The 18,040-nt window shown below is 61.8% G+C and carries 17 protein-coding genes; 6 read left to right on the forward strand and 11 right to left on the reverse strand.

What is annotated here, in order from left to right; genetic code table 11:
- Positions 1-49: 49 nt before the first annotated feature.
- From ACN2XU_RS13625 to ACN2XU_RS13650, 6 genes are all read right to left on the reverse strand, one after another.
- Positions 50-1,615, reverse strand: a complete 1,566-nt coding sequence (locus tag ACN2XU_RS13625) for an ABC transporter substrate-binding protein (RefSeq protein WP_419411002.1) — start codon at positions 1,613-1,615, stop codon at positions 50-52.
- A 106-nt stretch (positions 1,616-1,721) separates the two neighbouring features.
- Complete coding sequence (locus ACN2XU_RS13630; protein WP_419411003.1) at positions 1,722-3,302, reverse strand: ABC transporter substrate-binding protein; 1,581 nt, start codon at positions 3,300-3,302, stop codon at positions 1,722-1,724.
- Between the two features lie 178 nt (positions 3,303-3,480).
- Complete coding sequence (locus tag ACN2XU_RS13635) at positions 3,481-5,055, reverse strand: ABC transporter substrate-binding protein (RefSeq protein ID WP_419411004.1); 1,575 nt, start codon at positions 5,053-5,055, stop codon at positions 3,481-3,483.
- A gap of 45 nt (positions 5,056-5,100) precedes the next feature.
- Positions 5,101-6,192: a M24 family metallopeptidase gene (locus ACN2XU_RS13640; RefSeq protein WP_419411005.1), complete on the reverse strand. Its 1,092-nt coding sequence runs from the start codon at positions 6,190-6,192 to the stop codon at positions 5,101-5,103.
- 9 nt (positions 6,193-6,201) lie between these two features.
- The gene (locus ACN2XU_RS13645; RefSeq protein ID WP_419411006.1) at positions 6,202-7,608 is read right to left on the reverse strand and encodes a M20 family metallopeptidase; all 1,407 of its coding nucleotides are present in this window, start codon (positions 7,606-7,608) and stop codon (positions 6,202-6,204) included.
- Positions 7,609-7,702: 94 nt separating this feature from the next.
- Positions 7,703-9,163 carry an aldo/keto reductase gene (locus ACN2XU_RS13650; RefSeq protein ID WP_419411007.1) on the reverse strand — a complete coding sequence of 487 codons (1,461 nt, stop codon included), beginning with the start codon at positions 9,161-9,163 and terminating at the stop codon, positions 7,703-7,705.
- 261 nt (positions 9,164-9,424) lie between these two features.
- Between ACN2XU_RS13650 and ACN2XU_RS13655 the strand changes: the two genes are divergently transcribed.
- The 6 genes from ACN2XU_RS13655 to ACN2XU_RS13680 are packed head-to-tail and all read left to right on the forward strand — an operon-like array spanning position 9,425 to position 13,724.
- Positions 9,425-10,231, forward strand: coding sequence for a transporter substrate-binding domain-containing protein (locus ACN2XU_RS13655; RefSeq protein WP_419411008.1), 807 nt, complete (start codon positions 9,425-9,427; stop codon positions 10,229-10,231).
- A gap of 54 nt (positions 10,232-10,285) precedes the next feature.
- A complete protein-coding gene (locus tag ACN2XU_RS13660; RefSeq protein WP_419411009.1) occupies positions 10,286-10,963 on the forward strand; it encodes an amino acid ABC transporter permease in 678 nt (225 codons plus the stop codon).
- Positions 10,963-11,661 carry an amino acid ABC transporter permease gene (locus ACN2XU_RS13665; RefSeq protein ID WP_419411010.1) on the forward strand — a complete coding sequence of 233 codons (699 nt, stop codon included), beginning with the start codon at positions 10,963-10,965 and terminating at the stop codon, positions 11,659-11,661. The genes ACN2XU_RS13660 and ACN2XU_RS13665 overlap by 1 nt, the downstream gene beginning before the upstream one ends.
- Positions 11,627-12,364, forward strand: a complete 738-nt coding sequence (locus tag ACN2XU_RS13670; RefSeq protein ID WP_419411011.1) for an amino acid ABC transporter ATP-binding protein — start codon at positions 11,627-11,629, stop codon at positions 12,362-12,364. Before ACN2XU_RS13665 ends, ACN2XU_RS13670 begins: the two co-directional genes overlap by 35 nt.
- The gene (locus tag ACN2XU_RS13675; protein WP_419411012.1) at positions 12,361-13,245 is read left to right on the forward strand and encodes a polysaccharide deacetylase family protein; all 885 of its coding nucleotides are present in this window, start codon (positions 12,361-12,363) and stop codon (positions 13,243-13,245) included. Before ACN2XU_RS13670 ends, ACN2XU_RS13675 begins: the two co-directional genes overlap by 4 nt.
- On the forward strand, positions 13,242-13,724 hold the full coding sequence (locus tag ACN2XU_RS13680) for a GAF domain-containing protein (RefSeq protein ID WP_419411013.1): 483 nt from the start codon (positions 13,242-13,244) through the stop codon (positions 13,722-13,724). Before ACN2XU_RS13675 ends, ACN2XU_RS13680 begins: the two co-directional genes overlap by 4 nt.
- On the opposite strand, the gene ACN2XU_RS13685 is transcribed toward ACN2XU_RS13680, so the two are convergent.
- The 5 genes from ACN2XU_RS13685 to ACN2XU_RS13705 are packed head-to-tail and all read right to left on the reverse strand — an operon-like array spanning position 13,704 to position 17,840.
- Positions 13,704-14,297, reverse strand: coding sequence for a cupin domain-containing protein (locus ACN2XU_RS13685; RefSeq protein ID WP_419411014.1), 594 nt, complete (start codon positions 14,295-14,297; stop codon positions 13,704-13,706). The two genes, ACN2XU_RS13680 and ACN2XU_RS13685, sit on opposite strands and share 21 nt — an antisense overlap.
- Positions 14,298-14,357: 60 nt before the next feature.
- Complete coding sequence (locus tag ACN2XU_RS13690; RefSeq protein WP_419411015.1) at positions 14,358-15,119, reverse strand: ABC transporter ATP-binding protein; 762 nt, start codon at positions 15,117-15,119, stop codon at positions 14,358-14,360.
- On the reverse strand, positions 15,116-15,949 hold the full coding sequence (locus ACN2XU_RS13695; RefSeq protein WP_419411016.1) for an ABC transporter ATP-binding protein: 834 nt from the start codon (positions 15,947-15,949) through the stop codon (positions 15,116-15,118). The genes ACN2XU_RS13690 and ACN2XU_RS13695 overlap by 4 nt, the downstream gene beginning before the upstream one ends.
- Positions 15,949-16,851, reverse strand: coding sequence for an ABC transporter permease (locus ACN2XU_RS13700; protein WP_419411017.1), 903 nt, complete (start codon positions 16,849-16,851; stop codon positions 15,949-15,951). The genes ACN2XU_RS13695 and ACN2XU_RS13700 overlap by 1 nt, the downstream gene beginning before the upstream one ends.
- Positions 16,851-17,840 (reverse strand): ABC transporter permease, encoded by a 990-nt coding sequence (locus ACN2XU_RS13705; RefSeq protein WP_419411129.1) that lies wholly within the window; start codon positions 17,838-17,840, stop codon positions 16,851-16,853. The genes ACN2XU_RS13700 and ACN2XU_RS13705 overlap by 1 nt, the downstream gene beginning before the upstream one ends.
- Positions 17,841-18,040: the final 200 nt, after the last annotated feature.

The following is an 18,040-nucleotide window of genomic DNA, read 5'->3' on the forward strand; positions in this document are numbered from 1 at the left end:
GCCTCCGTTGGTTTGGATCGGGACGGCGCACCGCCGCCCCGGCCTGTCTTCAGTTCACACGCACCCACCGCAGGATAAAGAAGTTATCCGGGCGCTGCGTCAGTTCGATATTGGAGCGGGTCCCCCAGATCAGGGGCTGGACATAGAGCGGAACATAGGCCTGCTCGTCCGTCATGATCTGTGCGACCTCATCAAGCATGGCCTGGCGTTTTCCCGCGTCGATTTCCGATTGGATCATCGGCAACAGTTCATCGATGCGCGCGTTGGAGTATCCGCCGAAGTTCCAGCTTCCGAGCTTCTTTTCTTCATCGGGCGTCGCAACAAGAAACCGGATCGGATGCTCCGCATCGAAGGTTCCGGGGGACCAGCCGAGCAAATACATGTCGAAGTTATCCGCCCGCAACTCGGGCCAGTAGTTGTTGACCGGCATGGCCTCCAACGTCGCGTCGAGCCCGACCTGCGCCAGCATTCCCGTCACCGCCTGACAGACGGCTTCGTCATTCAGGTAACGATTGTTGGTGCATTTCAAACCGAAGGAAAAACCATCGGGATATCCCGCCTCGGTCAGCAGGTCCCGCGCCTTTTGCTGATCAAAGCCCGGCGCGTCGGCGAGGGCTTCGGAATACCCGCTCATCGCAGCGCTGACCAGTTGGTTCACCGGCTCGGCATTGCCACGCATGATCGTTTGCAGGATCGCGGGCACGTTGATCGCATGCGCCACGGCCCGGCGCACACGCGCATCGGCGAAGGGGTTGGCCTCTAAGGTCTCGGCGGAATACTTCAGCGCGCCCGCCTCATGCGGAAAGCCCAGCATGATGACCCGCGCCTCGATCCCTTGAACAACGCTCACATCCGGATTCCCCTGAAGCCGGGCCACATCCTGCACCGGCACGGGATTGATGAAATCCACATCGCCCGAGAGCAGCGCCGCAAGAGCGGTGGCCGGGTTCTGGATCGGTGTCAGCTCCGCGCGGGTGATGTTGTGCTCAACCTCGCCCCACCATCCGTCGAAGGGTTCAAGGACCGTCCGTAGACCCGGTTCTCGGGCCGTTACAGTGAACGCCCCGGTGCCATTGGCATTCAAAGTCGCATAGTTTCCGGCTTCCTTGTCGGGTCTTATCGCGTTGTTGGCCTCGGCCCAGCCGCTGTCCATGATCATCCAGTTGGCGATCGAGGACGGGAACAGGGGGTTGGGCGCGGTCGTCATGAAATCGACCGTATAGTCGTCCACCACCTTCACCTCCGACACCGGTGCGAACCAGCTTGCCGTATCGGACTCTGGGCTGGAGGCCCGCTGATAGGAGAACATCACATCTTCTGCATCGAACGCGCTGCCGTCATGGAAGCGCACCCCTTCGCGCAGCGTAAATCGCCAGCCTTCACCCTCGCCGATCGGTTCCCACGATGTCGCCAGCGACGGCTCCACGCTCATATCCTTGCCACGCCGTACGAGGCCTTCGTAGATATTATTGAGAAATCCCAGCACCGGCGTCGAGTTGACAGCATGCGGGTCCATGGTCTGCGGATCGGTGGTCACCGCCCATCTGAATTCTTCGGCCTGCGCGCCACCGGCACACCAAGCGACCAGCGTGGCCGCCATGATCAGATCCTTCATGGCATTTCCTTCCTGAAATCGGGGAGAGCCGGGCTGAGGTCAAAGGCCCATGCTGACAAGACAGGCAACCCCGCGCGCGGACAGAAGGCGCACGCGGGGGCGAGGTTCAGTTCATCGTGAAGTATTTGACCTTCGGCTGATCCTCGGGATCAACCTCGATGCCGACAGTTTCCGCCATACCCCAGTTCAGCACCTGGTGGTGAATGGGAATGTAGAGCTGCTCGTCCTGAACGACGCGCCAGATCTCGGCAATGTCCGCATTGCGGGCTTCCAGATCGGTGTTCGACGCCAGAGACTCGATCTTGGCATCAAGTTCGTCGTTGTCGTAGCCGGTGCCGTTCCAGGTGCCAATATCGGATTCCCGGCCGTGCACGAGGAAGTTGAAGACGTACTCTGAATCATAGGTCGGAACGCCCCAACCCAGCATGTAGAAATCCGTCTTTCCATCGGTGATGAGCGGGAAATGCTGCGCCTTGGGTTTGGCGTCGAGGTTCACCGTTATGCCAATCTGGCCCAGCATACCAACGGCCGCCTGACAGATCGCTTCGTCGTTGATGTAGCGGTCATTCGGGCAGTCCAGACGGATCGAGAACCCATCGGCATATCCTGCCTCGGCCAGCAGCGCCTTGGCCGCGTCGATGTCGGTGCTGGATTCCGCGTCCATCTCTTCGGTCCATCCGTTGACGAACGGCGGTGCGATCATGCCGGCCGGGATAGACTGGCCCCGCATCACGACCTGCTGGATGGCATCACGGTTGATCGCCATCGACATCGCCTTGCGCACACGCACATCGGCCAAGGGGTTCTTGCCGTCGACGTCATCCCCTTCGATATCGTCCGCACCCATATTCAGGCCAAAGAAGATCACCCGGTTCTGCGGCGCCTGCTTGACCATCAGCCCATCGGCATTGTTCACGCGGTCCAGATCCTGCACCGGCATGTCCTGCAGGAAATCGATTTCGCCGGACAGCATTGCGGCGACGCGGGTCGCGGCGTTCTGGATCGGCGTGTAAACGATCTCCGTGACCTCCATCGGGAATTGGTCGATACCCCAATAATTGTCGTTGCGCACCATGACGGTCTTCACATCCGGTTCGCGGCTTTGCAGCATGTAGGGACCGGTGCCATTCGCGTTCGTCGTGGCATAAGTGATCTCGCCACCTTCGAAATCCTGCACGTTGACGGTGTTGTTCGCCTCGGCCCACCCCTTGTCCAGAATGAAAAGATTGGTCAGGTTCGACGGCAGGATCGGGTTCGGTCCGTCGGTCACCATCTCGACCGTGTAATCGTCGACGGCGCGCACTTCGGTGATCGACCCAATCAGCTCTTTCATGTCAGAGTTGGGCTGCTTGGCCCGCTCGAAGCTGAAGACCACATCTTCGGCCGTGAAATCGGCGCCATCGTGGAACGTCACGCCTTCACGCAGCTTAAAGACCCAAACGTTCGGATCGTCGGCTTTCGGGCCCCACTCGGTCGCAAGAGCCGGCTCGAAGGCGCCGGTCACATCGCGAATGATCAACGGTTCATACATTTGGTGCCGAATGGTATGCGTCGGACCTTCGTTCTGCGAATGCGGGTCGAGCGTCAGCGCATCACCGGCGCGCGCCCACCGCAGGGTTTCAGCGCTTAATGGGACGGTCGTCGCCATGAGTGCGCCAATCAGCGAAAGAGCAAATGTCGATTTCATCGGGTTCCCCTGTTTATCGTTTCTTTGTGTTCGTTCGTGATCGTGATTTTTGACACTGCCTTGCATAATGGCAAGCGCGCTGCCGACCATCTGGCACTGATCCGGCTGACATTAATTTTATTTGACTCGAAGACCCTCGCCACAGGGTAGGCAGACGTCCTGCGGCGAGGGTATCACATTATTCGGCCGTGAAGTACTTTACCTTCACCTGATCATCGGCGTCCACGGCGGCCCCGACACCGGTTTTCATCGCCCAGTTCAGCACCTGGTGATGAATCGGCAGGTAGACCACATCGGCCTTCGCCATCGCCCACATCTCGGCAATCATGCCATCACGCTTTTCAAGGTCGACCTCGGCCGCGATCGCCTTGGTCATCTCGTCCAGCTTCGGGTTGGAATAGCGTGTGCCGTTCCACGTGCCGTAGAGATCCTCCTTGGTGTGGTAGAGGAAGTTGAAGATGTACTCGGAGTCATAGGACGGCACGCCCCAGCCCAGCATATAGAAATCCGACGTCAGCCCGTTGACCAACGGAAAGTGCTGCGCCTTCGGCTGTGCGTTCAGGTTCACCGTCACGCCGATCTGCGCCAGCATGCCGACCGTCGCCTGACAGATCGCCTCGTCATTGATGTAGCGATCATTCGGACAATCGAGCTGAACGGAAAACCCATCGGCGAAACCGGCGTCCGCCAGCTTGGCCCTGGCCGCGTCCAGATCCATGGCCGGTACGGCATTCAGCTCTTCATTCCAGCCGTTGACGAAAGGCGGCATGATCACACCCGCCGGGATCGACTGGCCCCGCATCACGACCTGCCGGATCGCATCGCGATTGATCGCCATGTTCATCGCCTCGCGGACACGCAGGTCGGCCATGGGGTTCGGACCATCCATCGTCTCGTTGACCAGAGCGTCGCTGGTGTTGAGACCGAAGAAGATCACCCGGTTCTGCGGCGAGGACATGATCTTGAGCGCGGGATCAGCCTCGACCCGCTGCAAATCCTGCACCGGAACATCCTGAATGAAATCCACCTCTCCGGACAGCAGTGCCGCCATACGGGTCGAGGGGTTCTGGATCGGCGTGTAAATGATGTCGGTGTAATCGAGCGGGAAGGTGCCTGCGCCCCAATACCCGTCATGGGCCGTCAGCACCGTCTGGGCATCCGACTCACGGCTGACCAACTTGTACGGCCCCGTTCCGTTGACGTTCTGGGAGGCAAACGTCTCCTCACCGCTTTCGACGTCCTGCACGCGGACCGCGCCATTGGTTTCGGCCCAGTCCTTGTCGATGACAAGGATGTTCGGCAAGGCCGCCGGCAACAACGGGTTCGGCCCTTTTGTCGTGATCTCAACCGTGTGATCGTCCACGGCCTCAACCGAGGCAATCGAGGAAATCAGCCCCTTCATGTCGCTGTTCTCGCTCAGCGCACGCTCGAAAGAGAACACGACATCTTCGGCGGTGAAGGCCGCCCCATCGTGAAAGGTCACGCCCTGTCGCAGCGTGAACGTCCAGACATCGGGATTGTCCGGGCTGACAGACCAGTCCGTCGCAAGCGCCCCTTCCAGCGCGCCTGCGGGATTGCGCAGGACAAGCGGCTCCATCATTTGCTGCATCAACGCCAGCGTCGGACCTTCGTTCTGCGCGTGCGGATCAAGCGTCAGCGCATCCCCCGCGCGCGCCCATCGCAGCGTTTCCGCCTGCGCCGCGCTCATGGTCAGTGTCATGGCCGTTGCGGCCAATAGCAAATGCCTTGTCATTGTCAGTCTCCCTGTTTTTATGAAGTTATCCTTGGGGTTGCCGGCTCAGGTGCCGGCAATCACCACGTCGCGCGACAGGCCGGACAGCCGTTCGACACCGTTCGCGCCGAGAATGACGATATCCTCAAGGCGGATGCCGAACCGGCCCGGAATGTAGATCCCCGGCTCAATGGAAAAGACCATGCCTTCCTTCAGGATCGTCTCAGACGAGGAGGTCAGGTAAGGCGGCTCATGCACTTCGAGACCAAGGCCATGTCCCGTGCGATGCACGAAATACGCGCCATAGCCCGCATCGGAAATGACCTTGCGCGCCGCGTCATCGACAACATGCGCCGCCACGCCCGGCTTTGCGGCCGCCGCCGCTGCCTGCCAGGCCGCCTCCACGACCGCATGGACCGCGTCATATCCTTCGGGCACCCGGCCAACCGCCGCCATGCGCGTGATGTCACTCGGATAGCCGCCAAAGCCTGCGCCGATGTCAAAAACGATGGCGTCGCCCTCTTCCAGGACGCGCTCCCCGGTGGAATGATGGGGAAACGCACCATTCGGCCCACTCGCGCAGAGGGTGAAGGCAACCTGCGCCCCGGCGCTTGCGAAACTGTCGCGCATGGCCTGCGCCACCTGCGTTTCGGTCAACCCCGGCCGGATGGCGGCAAAGCCAGCCTGCATGGCCTGATCCGCCACGGCCGCGCTTGCCTTCAGCTTTGCCAGCTCCTCGGTGTCCTTGATCATGCGCAAGGCGCCGACAAGCTGATCGGCAAAGACCGGCTCCGCGCCGTTGAACACATCGATGAGCGGGAGCGAGAAATCCGTCCGCATCGTCTCGTCCAACACCAGCCGCGTTGCCTGCCCGATCTTCTGGGCGAGACTCAGCAGCGCGCCCCCGGGTCCATCCTCGTCCTTCCATGTGATCAGCGGCAGGCCCGCGTGCGCGCCGGCCTGTTCGGCATTGACCGAAGGAACAACGAAATACGCGCTGTCCTGCCCGATCGCCAGCAGCGTCAGGCGTTCGTCCGGATGCGGATGCCAGCCCAGAACCCAGTGCATATGCGCGCCAGGGCCAAGCGCCACAAGGTCGACGCCCTGCTCCGCCATCGCTTCGCGAATTGCGGAAAGCTTTTCAGTCATACGGCTCATGTCATCTCCTCACGCTGCGCGCGGACGGGCGTCCGGGGTCAGCGGGCTTTGATAGGGGGTCTTGCCTGTGCGGTCGGTGAAATCGGCGCGCGCTTCAGCCAGCAGCGCAGGTTTGCTCAGAAGGTCCGCCGCCGCACCCGCCAGCGCCTTGGAAACCTGCACCATGGCCTTGTGAGCGGCGGGCGCCTTGCCCTGCGCGGTGATCTGCCAGGTGTGGCCCGGCGTTCCGATGGCATAGGTCGCCCCGGCGAGCTGGGCAAACGGCACCGTCCAGCTGATATCGCCCAGATCGGTGGAGCCGAGCATCGGCACGCCGCGTGTCTCGTAGGGCACGACGAAATCGCAGATCGGCGTATCGCGCGGATCAAGCCCGGCAGCCAGATAGGCGGCTTCGATATCGGCCTCGGTCAACGTGCCCTGCATCCGGCTGGCATACTCCAGATCCGCAGCATCGAACTGCGCCGGACCAACTGCTTCCATGTGGCGCTGCAGCAGCTTGTAGAGCGGCGGATTGTCCAGCATTTCGGACATTGCGGAGATGAAATCCACCTCCACCGAGGTATCCGTCATCAGCGCCGCGCCCTTGGCAACATTGGTCACCCGCTCCACCAGCGACTGCATGTCCTTGCGCTTGAGGGAGCGCACCGAATAGCGGACCGTCGCGCGCTCCTGCACGATGTTGGGCGCGATCCCGCCCGAATCCGTCACCGCATAATGGATACGACTGTCCTGCGGCACGTGTTCACGCAGGTAGTTCACGCCCACGTTCATCAACTCGACTGCGTCCAGCGCGCTGCGTCCCAGATGCGGGGACACCGCGGCATGTGAGGTCCGGCCCTTGAAGTGGAAATCCACCATCGCCACGGCCAGCGTCAGCGGCGGGATGATCCCGTTGAAGCTCATCGGATGCCAGGACAACGCCGCATCCACGTCGTCGAAAACACCGTCGCGCACCATGAATGTCTTGGCCGCGCCGCCCTCTTCCGCGGGGCAACCATAATACCGCACGCGGCCCGGCACGCCGTTCGCCTCAAGCCAACCCTTCACCGCCGTTGCAGCCAGAAGCGCACCAGCGCCCAGAAGGTTATGCCCGCAGCCGTGGCCGCTTCCGCCATCCGTGACCGGCGCGTGGTAATCCACGCCGGCCTGCTGACTGAGACCCGGAAGGGCATCATACTCTCCGAGGATCGCAATGACCGGGCCACCCTGCCCCGCCTCGCCCATCACGGCGGTTTCGATCCCCGCCACGCCCGCGGTGACGCGAAACCCCTCTGCCTCCAGCATCTCGCGATGCGCGGCGGCGGACTGATGCTCCTTGTACAAAAGCTCGGGCGTGTCCCAGACGCGGTCAGCCAAGGCGCAGAAACTGTCCTTCTTGGCCTCGACATGGGACCACAGGGCGTTCTCGTTGCTCATGCGTTCCTCTTTCTCGTGTTAAAAAAGTTTTACTTCGGACATCTGTTCGCTTTGCGAACGATCTGTCAAGAACCGCAATGTGACAGCGCCACACTCAGTCCAGCTCTGCCTCTGCTTCGATCTCAACCGCGTAATCGCCAATCAATTCCTTGACCACGATCAGCGTATTGGCCGGGCGGATCTCTCCGAAATAGCGGGCGTGTATGGCGGACACCGCCTGCCAGTCCGCCTCATTCGTAAGGTAGATCCGCGTTCGCAGGACATCCTCAAGCGTGCCGCCCAGGGCGGCAACCGCGCCGGCAATTTTGTCGAGGATATAGACCGCCTGACCGGCGGCATCGCCTGGGCAGACGTCCGTACCATGCGGATCGGTCGCCGTTGTTCCGCTGACCAGGATACGCTTGCCTTTGCGCACCGCACGGGCAAACCCGGCCTTTTCCTCCCAGATCGAACCGCTCTCGGCCCGTTGCCGTCCGGGTCGCGGCTCGGACACCGTCATAACGGGCGGCAGCGCGTCGAGATGATGCGACAGATCACCAGAGGCCGTCAGGAACGGCGGCTTGCGGTATTCGTCGCCACAATCACCGGGAATCGGGTCAAGGCCAGACACCGCCTCGGCGATTGCCGCGTGGTCCTGCTGATCCAGCGCAAATCCCAGCATCCGGCGATTGTCATCGCGATGCGCGTTCTCGTTCAGTCGCACGCCAACAATGACACCCGCTGTCGCGCCCTGCTCCAGTACCCACCGGCTTGCGACATTTGACACCGAAACACCATGCCGCGCCGCCACGGCCTGCATCCCCTTCAGGAGCGCCTGGTACGGCGCCCAGCCACCGGCGGCGTCGATGAACCGTTTGTATTTCATCCGGCTCCAGTCAGCGATGTCGTCCGGTTCCGCCGCACCCAGCCAACGGTCCGACAAGAAGCCACCACACAACGTGCCGAATCCCAAAAGACCGACCCCGTTTTCTTCCGCGACACGGGTCAGCTCGCCTGCAGCTCGCCGGTCGATGACCGAAAAACACACCTGGTTGGTTGCGATTTCGATCCCCTGCTTCAAGACCATGCGCAGATGTGCCGCATCGAAATTCGTCAGACCGATGTGACCGATCAGCCCCTCTTCCCGCAGCCGCATCAATTCCGCCAGCGCATCAAGATACTCGGGCGATTGATACTGCCACCAATGCAACTGCATGACATCGACCCGGTCCATTCCAAGCCGGTCGAGCGCGGTCTCCACACCCTTACGCACAACGCCTGCATCCATCGGACCGGGCTCGGGGCACCATTTAGTCAAGATGGTGGGCGCCGCGCCCCCTTCCGCAGCGAGCAGGCGGGCCGCGCGCCCAGCGACGATTTCGGCGCTCCCATAATGGTCCGCCATGTCAAAGGTCGTGAACCCCGCGCGCGCATAATCGGCCAGCGCCTCCGCCGCTGCATCGAGGTCGATCGTCTTTCCGTCCCGCTCCTGATCGGCCATCTGCCAAAGGCCGGTGACAATGCGCGACAGCCGCAACCCCGACGGCAGTGTCATTTGGTCCAGAGACTCAGTCATTTTGCGCACCTTTCGGACATGTGTTCGTTTATCGGGCAGATTGGCGTGGCCACAGCGAAAGGTCAACGGGTTACTAAGAAATTCGGAAGATTCTCCTAAATCACTATAATTATTACATATAAAACATCCAGCCCCGCGAAACCACGCAATACACACCCACGCGTGAAAAAATCATTGACCCGCTCTTCGTGTGCTGCCAGTCTATTTATCGGACATTTGTCCGTATAGCGAACAAATAAAAATTCCCAACAGGAGGCCATCATGAAAAACTGGATCATCGCAGGCGCAACAGCGCTTGGTCTTTGCTTCACTGCCGCTGCCCCGGCAGAGGCAAAACCGCTCGAAGAGATTTTATCCGACGGCACCATCCGCATCGGCATCAACCCCAACTTTCCGAACATGAGCACCCGCAACGCCGACGGCGAATGGGAAGGCTTCGACATCGAAATCGGCTCGATGATCGCAGAAAAGCTCGGCGTCGAAGTCGAGTGGGTGCCCACCGAGACCGCGCAGCGTGTACCGTTCCTTGTCTCCGATCGCATCGACGTGTCCATGGGCGCCCTGACCCGCAATTCCGAACGCGCCAAGCTCATTGATTACACTGCCCCGCTGCACACCGAGGTTCTCGCCGTGCTCGCCACCGACAAGATCGAGGGCGACAGCTGGCAGGACTTCAACAAGGCGGGCGTAACGCTGGCCAACATGCGCGGCAACTGGACCGTGGGCTGGATTGAAGAAAACATGCCAGAGGTCGAGATGGAGCTGACGGATTCCATCGCAGACACCGTGCGCCTCGTGGCGCAGGGCCGCGCCGATGCCATCGTCGAAAATATCGACTTCTTCATGGGCTTCACCGAAAACCACGAGAACGTCGGCTGGCGCGTCGTGTCGGAACCGATTTTCGTGGCCTATTGCGCGCTCGGCGTGAGCCAGGGCAACGACACGCTGTCCGAAGTGCTGAACATCATTCTCTTCGATCTGCACACCTCCGGCACCGTCAAAGCCGTCTGGGAAGAGAATTACGGCGCGCCGATGCTGCGCGAAGTTCCCGTAACACCCTGGTTCTAAACCCCTTCCGCGCGCAGGATTCGTCTTGCGCGCGCCTGAACGGTGGACATCCGCATGAACTACAACTTTCAATTCAACGTGGTCTGGCGCAATTTCGATGCCCTGCTCGAAGGTGCGTGGCTGACCTTGCAACTCGGTGTCTTTGCGTTCTCGGTGGGCTGTCTGATCGGCCTGATCGGCGCGGCCTGCCTCAGCTTTGCGCCGCGCCCGGTGCGCTGGCTCGTCATGGCTTTCGTCATCTTCATCACCAACACGCCCGCGCTGATCCAGATCTATTTCCTCTATTACGGATTGCCTGAATTCGGCATCCGCTGGTCCAATGAGGCCTGTGTGCTGATCGGCCTTACGCTGAACGCCGGGGCCTATCTGACCATGATCCTGCGCGCCGGCTTTCTATCCGTTCGGCAAACCGAAATGGAAGCGGGCGAAACCCTTGGCATGTCCCTAGTGCAACGCGTGCGCTATATCGTCGTGCCGCATATCGCCAAGTCAATCTATCCCGCGCTGGCCAACTTCTTCATTGTCGTGCTGGTCATGGGCACCTCTGTCGGTGCAATCATCGGCGTCGACGAACTGACCGGACAGGCCATCAACCTGTCGACGGTGAACTATCGCTGGCTTGAATACTTCACTGTTGTCGCGCTCATGTACGTCGTTCTGACCTTCATCGCGTCGATCGGGCTGGCGCTCATCGGACGGTGGGCCTTCCGCGTCAAGGCGAGGATCTTCTGATGGATCGCATCCTTGAACAACTCCCCGCCTTCTTTGCCTGGAAAAACATCGTCCTTCTCGCGGAGTCCACCGCGCTGACCCTGTCGATGACGGTTCTCGGATGCGTGATCGGCTTTGGTCTCGCGCTTGTGCTGGTCTACCTGCGGACAACGCCGGGACGGTGGGCCATGCCGTTGCGGGCGCTGTGTATCGCCTATGTCGAGGTGTTCCGCCGCATCCCCTTTCTCGTGGTCATTTATCTGGTGCTTTTCTTCATCCAGACCGTGGCGCAGGATGTATCGCTCTTCACCATCGCGGTGATCTCGATCTGCATCTATGCGATTGCCTATACCGCCGACATCATCCGGGGCGGCATCGAAAGCGTCCCGCAAACACAGATCGAAGCGGCGCAGACCATGAATCTGAGCCGGTTTCAAACCATGCGTCTGTGTGTTCTGCCGCAGGCCCTGCCGGTGATCCTGCCCCCGGCCATCGCCTTTGCCGTCAGCTTTATCAAGGACACCGCGTTGGTCAGTCAGATCGGCGTCTTCGAGCTCACCTTCCGAGGCAAGGAACTCAACAATCAGGGCTATTCCGGGGTGCTCGTCTTCGGAACCATCGCCTTTTGCTACTTCCTCATGTCATTCCCGCTCAGCCTTTTCGGCCAATACCTGGAGAAACGCCTTGCCACACCTCGCGGTCAACGACATTCACGCTAACTACGGCAAACTCACCGTGCTGCACGGGATCGACTTCGACGTCGACCGGGGCGAGGTTGTCTCTCTCGTGGGGCCGTCCGGGTCGGGCAAGTCGACCGTGCTGCGCGCGCTGGTCGGGCTGACCCCCGTGACGAAGGGCGCCGTCGAGGTCGACGGCACCCGCATCGACTATGCGGCCCCGCGCGCGGTCAAGGCCGCCCGCGACCGCATGGCCATCGTCTTTCAACAATACAACCTGTTCCAGAACATGAGCGTGCTGCGCAACGTGACGCTGGCTCCGACCAAGGTGCAGGGCCGCCCGCGCGCCGAGGTCGAGGCCGAAGCCATGGATCTGCTCAAGCTGGTCGGCATGGATCACAAGGCGCACGCCTACCCCGACGAACTCTCCGGCGGCCAGCAGCAGCGCATCGCCATCGCCCGCGCGCTCGCGTTGCGGCCTGAAATCCTGCTGCTCGACGAGGTCACATCGGCGCTCGACCCCGAACTGGTAAACGAGGTGCTGGACGCCATCCGGCGTCTGGCCTCCGAAGGCATGACCATGCTTCTGGTCAGCCACGAAATGGCATTCGTCCGCGAAGTGTCATCCAAGGTCGTCTTCATGGATGCCGGCCGAGTGGTCGAGGCGGGCGATCCCGCCACCATCTTCGATGCCCCCAGCAGCGACCGGGCCCGCGACTTCTTTGGCAAGGTGCTGCGCGGATGACCGACACGCCCTATCATTGGCCGGAGGAACACTGGCGCGCCCGCGTCAACACCGTTCGCGCGGGGCGCCGCCTGTGCCCGCCGTGGCCCGGTGGTGCCCGCGCCGCTCTCGCGCTGTCGTTCGACTGCGATCATGAAACCTTCGAACTGGGCACCGGTCGCAGCGCCGTCGGCCGTCTGGCATGGGGCGAATATGGCCGCCGCAAGGGTGTCCCGCGCATCCTTGACACGCTCGCACGTCATCAGGCGCAGGCCACATTCTTCATTCCTGCGGTCTCTGCCCTGATCGACCCGGAGGAGCCGCGCCGCATCACTGCGGCGGGCCACGAAATCGGGGTGCACGGCTGGATTCACGAGGTGAACGGCACGCTCACGCCCCTCGAAGAGGCCGAAGCGCTCACCCGCGCCCGCGACACGCTGGAACAGATCACCGGCCAGCGGCCCGTGGGCCACCGCGCCGCGCATTGGGATCTGTCCGACGACACGATACGGCTGGTTGCTGATGCTGGTTTCCTCTACGATTCCAGCATGATGGCGGACGACGATCCCTACGAACTCCTGACCGGGGGCAACCCAACCGGGCTGATCGAACTGCCGGTCGACTGGAATCGCGATGATGCGGTCTATCTGCTTTACAACAGAACCCCGCCGACCCGCCCCACCCTGACACCTGATCAGGTGGGGGATATCTTCCTTGCCGAACTCGATGGTGCCCGGACCGAGGGCGGCCTTTGCCAGCTTGTCATGCACCCCTTCGTGATCGGCTACCGGTCCCGGATCGCGATCCTGGATCGCCTGCTTGCACAGGCGCGCGCGGCAGGGGATGTCTGGATCACGACCCATGCCGAGATCGCGCGGCATTGCGCACAGGAGATGACATGACCTTCCCACAGGACCTCGCCGCGGCCATCCGTGCGGACGACGCATGGCGCGCCTTGCAAACGCATGTCGAGACCACCGTTGGCGCAAAGCTCTTCACAATCATGACCGTTGACATGGAGGCGATGCTCGCCCGGCGCGCCTACAGCTCGGATCCGGTCAACTACCCGGCCGCAGGGACGAAACCGATCACTCCGAACCGCTGGTTCGATCATGTTCACGGCCGGGGAAAAACTTTCGTCGCCAACACGTTGGAAGAGATCGACACGGTGTTTCCCGATGCAAAGCTGATCGGCGCGTTGGGCTGCGGATCAGTGATCAATCTGCCGATCAGCGACAATGGCCATCTGGTTGCAACCATGAACATCCTGCACGAAGCAGGCCACTACACCCCCGAGCGTGTCACCCTCACCGAAGAGATGCTGGCCGGTCCCGCCCATGATGCCTATCACAAGGCGCGTTCATTCGGCCCGCTTTTGTGACGCGTTCAAATCGCCAAAGATGTCCAAAGTCCCGGTCCAGAGCACCCGGGCCGGCGTGTCGAACGGATTGGACCAGGCGTGCGCGCGCGTGCTGTCATAATGGGCGCTGTCACCCGCGGACAGCACCATGCGCTGCCCCTCAAGCGTGAACTCAAGCCGTCCATCCAGCAGATAGAAGGTTTCTTCCCCGGCGTGGCCGGTTTTTTCGGACTTGTAACCCGGTTGGATCGTCAACACGAAACACGACAGCTCGGAGCCGGGAAACACCGCGCCGAGCCGCTCATACGTCACCTCTGACGCGCCCAGCAAAAAGCGCGGGCGCGCGCCTTCGCGTGTAATACAATCCGCCGGCTGTGGCTTGCCGACAAAAGCCTCCATCCCCACCCCGAGCGCCGCAGCGATCCGGGCCAGCGTTGTCAAAGTCGGGGTGGCCTTGTCCCGCTCGATCAGGCTCAGGTAACCCGTCGAAATGCCCGCGGCCTCCGACACCTCGTTCAAGGTCATGTCCAGCTTTTGCCGACGTGACCGGATCATACCGCCGATCCCGAGCGTCTCTTCCAGAGTTCCGTCCAAATTCCGCCCTCCCTGCGCAGGTTTAGCACGGGTTTTCGTTCATGCACCCGCATAAGTGCACTACCCCGCATGGCGAACCCGCTCTCCGGCCCCAAGGCTCGCGGCATAAAGCTCCCGCGAATAGGGTGCATCCAGCCGACCATCGCGCAACCGCGCAACCGGGGCCTCTTCGACAAGCTGCCCTTGGCGCAACACCCCAAGCCTGTCGCACAGGAAGCTGACCACCGGCAGCGAATGCGTGACCAGGACATACGTCAGCCCCCGCTCCTCCCGCAAACGGACAAGCAGGTTCAGGATTTCCGCTTGCACGCTCACATCCAGCGCGCTTGTTGGCTCATCCAGCAACAACAGCCTCGGGTTCAGCATCAGTGCCCGGGCAATCGCCACCCTTTGCCGCTGTCCACCAGAAAGCTGATGCGGAAAGCGAAACCGATAACGCGGATCGAGTCCGACGCTCGCCATCATCTCGATGACGCGGTCATCGCGCTCTGCGATCCCATGGATCTGCAGCGGCTCCGACAGGGTGGCATCTACCGTGCGGCGCGGATGCAGGGAGGCGTAAGGGTCCTGAAAGACCATCTGGCAGTGGCGGGCGAATTCTCTCTGGCCGATGCCGCGCCGCATCGCCCCGTCGAGCGCAATGGTTCCGCGCCAATCCTGCGCCATGCCGACAACGGCACGCAGGATCGTCGACTTCCCCGACCCGCTTTCGCCAACCAGAGCGTAGCTTTCCCCCTGCGCGACACGCAGCGAAACATCCTGAACCACGTCGACGCGGCCATAACGGACGAACAGGTTTTCGATGGTCAGCGCGTCACTCATGTGCCGCCTCCGGCGTTGCGGTCCATGACCGGCAGGAATTTACGCGTCTCGTCCATGCGCGGCACGGACTCCAGCAGGCCACGCGTATAGGGATGTTTGGCAAGCTGCAGGGCACCGCCCTCCAGTTCCTCCACCACCTCGCCCCGATTCATCACCAGAATGCGGTCGCAGTAGCGCGCCACCAGATCGAGATCGTGGGAAATCAGGATCAGCCCCATACCGTTTTCCACGATCATCTCTTCGATCAGGTCAAGCACCTGCGCCTGCACACTGACATCCAGCGCAGACGTCGGCTCATCCGCGATCAGGATATCGGGCTTGGGGATCAACATCATCGCGATCATCACGCGCTGCCCCATGCCGCCCGAAACCTCATGCGGATACAGCCCCATCACATGCTCCGGATCGTTGATCCGCACCTTTTCAAGCATGGCCAGAACCCGTGCCCGCACCGCGCCCCGCGCAATGCGTTCATGCACGCGCAGCGCCTCGACGATTTGCGCGCCCACGGTCATCACCGGGTTCAGCGAATAGCGCGGGTCCTGCATCACCATGGAGATCCGCGCACCCCGGATGGCCCGCATCTCGCGGTCGCTCATGCCCATCAGATCACGGCCCTCGAAGGCCAGCCGCGCAACACTGACCCGCGCAGGCGGGCGCAGCAGCCGCAGAATGGCCCGCCCGGTCAGCGATTTGCCCGATCCGCTTTCGCCCACGATCCCGAGACGCTCGCGCCCAAGATCGAAGGTCACGCCACGCACCACCTCGACGCGCCCTCGCGGGCTGGGAAAGCTGACGCGCAGATCGCGCAGTTCCAGAAGCGGCGGCATCAGCGGCCCTCCCTCTGCTTCGGGTCCAGCACATCGCGCAGCCCGTCACCCAAAAAGCAAAAGCCCAGCGAAACGATGATGATGGCAAAGCCCGGCATCGTCGCCACCCACCACTGATCAAGAATGAACGAGCGCCCGCGTGAAATCATCGCGCCCCATTCCGGCAGCGGCGGCTGCGCCCCAAGCCCGAGAAAACCCAGGCCCGCCGCAGTCAGGATGATCCCCGCCATGTCCAGCGTCACCCGGATGATCGTCGAGGACAGGCACAGCGGGATGACATGCAGTCCGATCACCCGAAAATGCGACGCGCCCTGCAGGCGCACGGCGGCGATGAACTCCGAATTGCGGAAGGTCAGTGTTTCGGCCCGCGCGATCCGCGCATAGGCCGGCCAGGCCGTCACTGCGATGGCAATGATCGCATTCTGCAGCCCCGCCCCGAGCGCCGCGACGAAGGCCAGCGCCATGATCAGCTTCGGCAGCGACAGGAACACATCCGTCAGCGCCATCAGCACCCGGTCCACCCAGCCCCCGAAATATCCGGCCACGGCCCCGATGATCAATCCAAGCGGCGCCGAGATCACCGCCACCATGACCACGATCAATAGCGTGATCCGGGCGCCATGGATAATCCGGCTCAGGATATCGCGGCCCAGCTCATCCGTGCCCATCCAATGCGCCGCTGACGGCGGCAGGAGCCGATCACCCAAGTTTTGCCCGACCGGCGAATAGGGCGCCAGCCACGGCGCGAACAGGGCCACGATCACCAGCAGTGCGATGATCGCCGCACCCAGCATGGCCAGGGGATTACGCGCAAAGGCGCGCGCGATGGACCACGCCTGCCCGGCCTGCGCCTGAAGGCGGGAGGCGGGCGCATCATCGGTCAGCCAATCAATCAAGGCCATCAGCGACTCCTCGGATCGAACACGCGGTAAAGAAGGTCGGAGAGCCGGTTGATGACGATGAAAACCGTTCCGATCAGGATCGTCGCCCCCAGCACCGCCGCCATATCCGCCCGAAGCAGCGCCGTCGTCAGGTAGTTCCCGATCCCCGGCCAGCTGAACACGATCTCAACCATCACCGAACCTTCGAGCAGGACGGCATAGCTCAGGCCGATGACCGTGATCAGTTGCACTCGGATCGGGTAGAAAGCGTGTTTCCAGATCACCGCCCATTCGCTCACACCCTTGACCCGCGCGGTGGTCACGAACTCCTGTGCGAGCTGATCGAGCATGAAACTCCGGGTCATGCGCGCGATATAGGCAAGGCTGAAGAAGCCGAGAATGGCGGACGGCAGGATCAGATGGGATACCGCGTTGGCGAACACCGTCCAGTCCCCGGCGAGCAGCGCATCCACTGTCAAAAGCCCGGTGACCGTCGGCACCAGCCCGTCATAGAAAATGTCGATGCGCCCCGGCCCCGCGACCCAGCCAAGCCCGGCATAGAACACCGCCAGCCCGATCAGACCCATCCAGAATGCGGGCACCGAATAGCCAAGTAGCCCCAGTACCCGGATGATCTGATCAAGCCAGCTGCCCGCACGCGCCGCCGCGACCACGCCCATCGGCACGCCAAGCAGGACACCGATCGCGATGCCCACCGTGGCCATCTCGATCGTGGCCGGAAAGAACCGTTTGAGATCGTCCACTACGGGGCGGCCCGTGGTCAGGGACGTGCCGAGATCGCCGGTCAAGACGTCGCGCACATAGATGACAAACTGCGTCAGCAGCGGCTTGTCGAGGCCAAGCGCGATGCGCGTCGCGTCATAGACCTCCTGGCTGGCGCGATCGCCAACCACGGCCACGACCGGATCAATGGGCACGATCCGCCCGATAAAGAACGTGATCGCCAGCAGCCCCAGGAACGTCAGCAGCGTCACAACGACAAACTGCATCACACCGACTGCGATGTCAGCCAGTCGCGCGGTTGCTGAATGGGCGGTTTCGGACAGATCTGCGGACAAGATTGACCTCTAGCACGGGTTCTGGGTTAATATGTACGCATTACGAACAAAAGTTCTTTATATGTAAAGATCAATCTGCTTACAGTAAAATTATTTTACGACTCAGGTCCACCCGGGCCGAAAATCAGGCA

Origin of the sequence: Pacificoceanicola niger, assembly GCF_048553275.1 — a bacterium.
In the GTDB taxonomy this organism is placed as follows: Bacteria; Pseudomonadota; Alphaproteobacteria; order Rhodobacterales; family Rhodobacteraceae; genus Pacificoceanicola.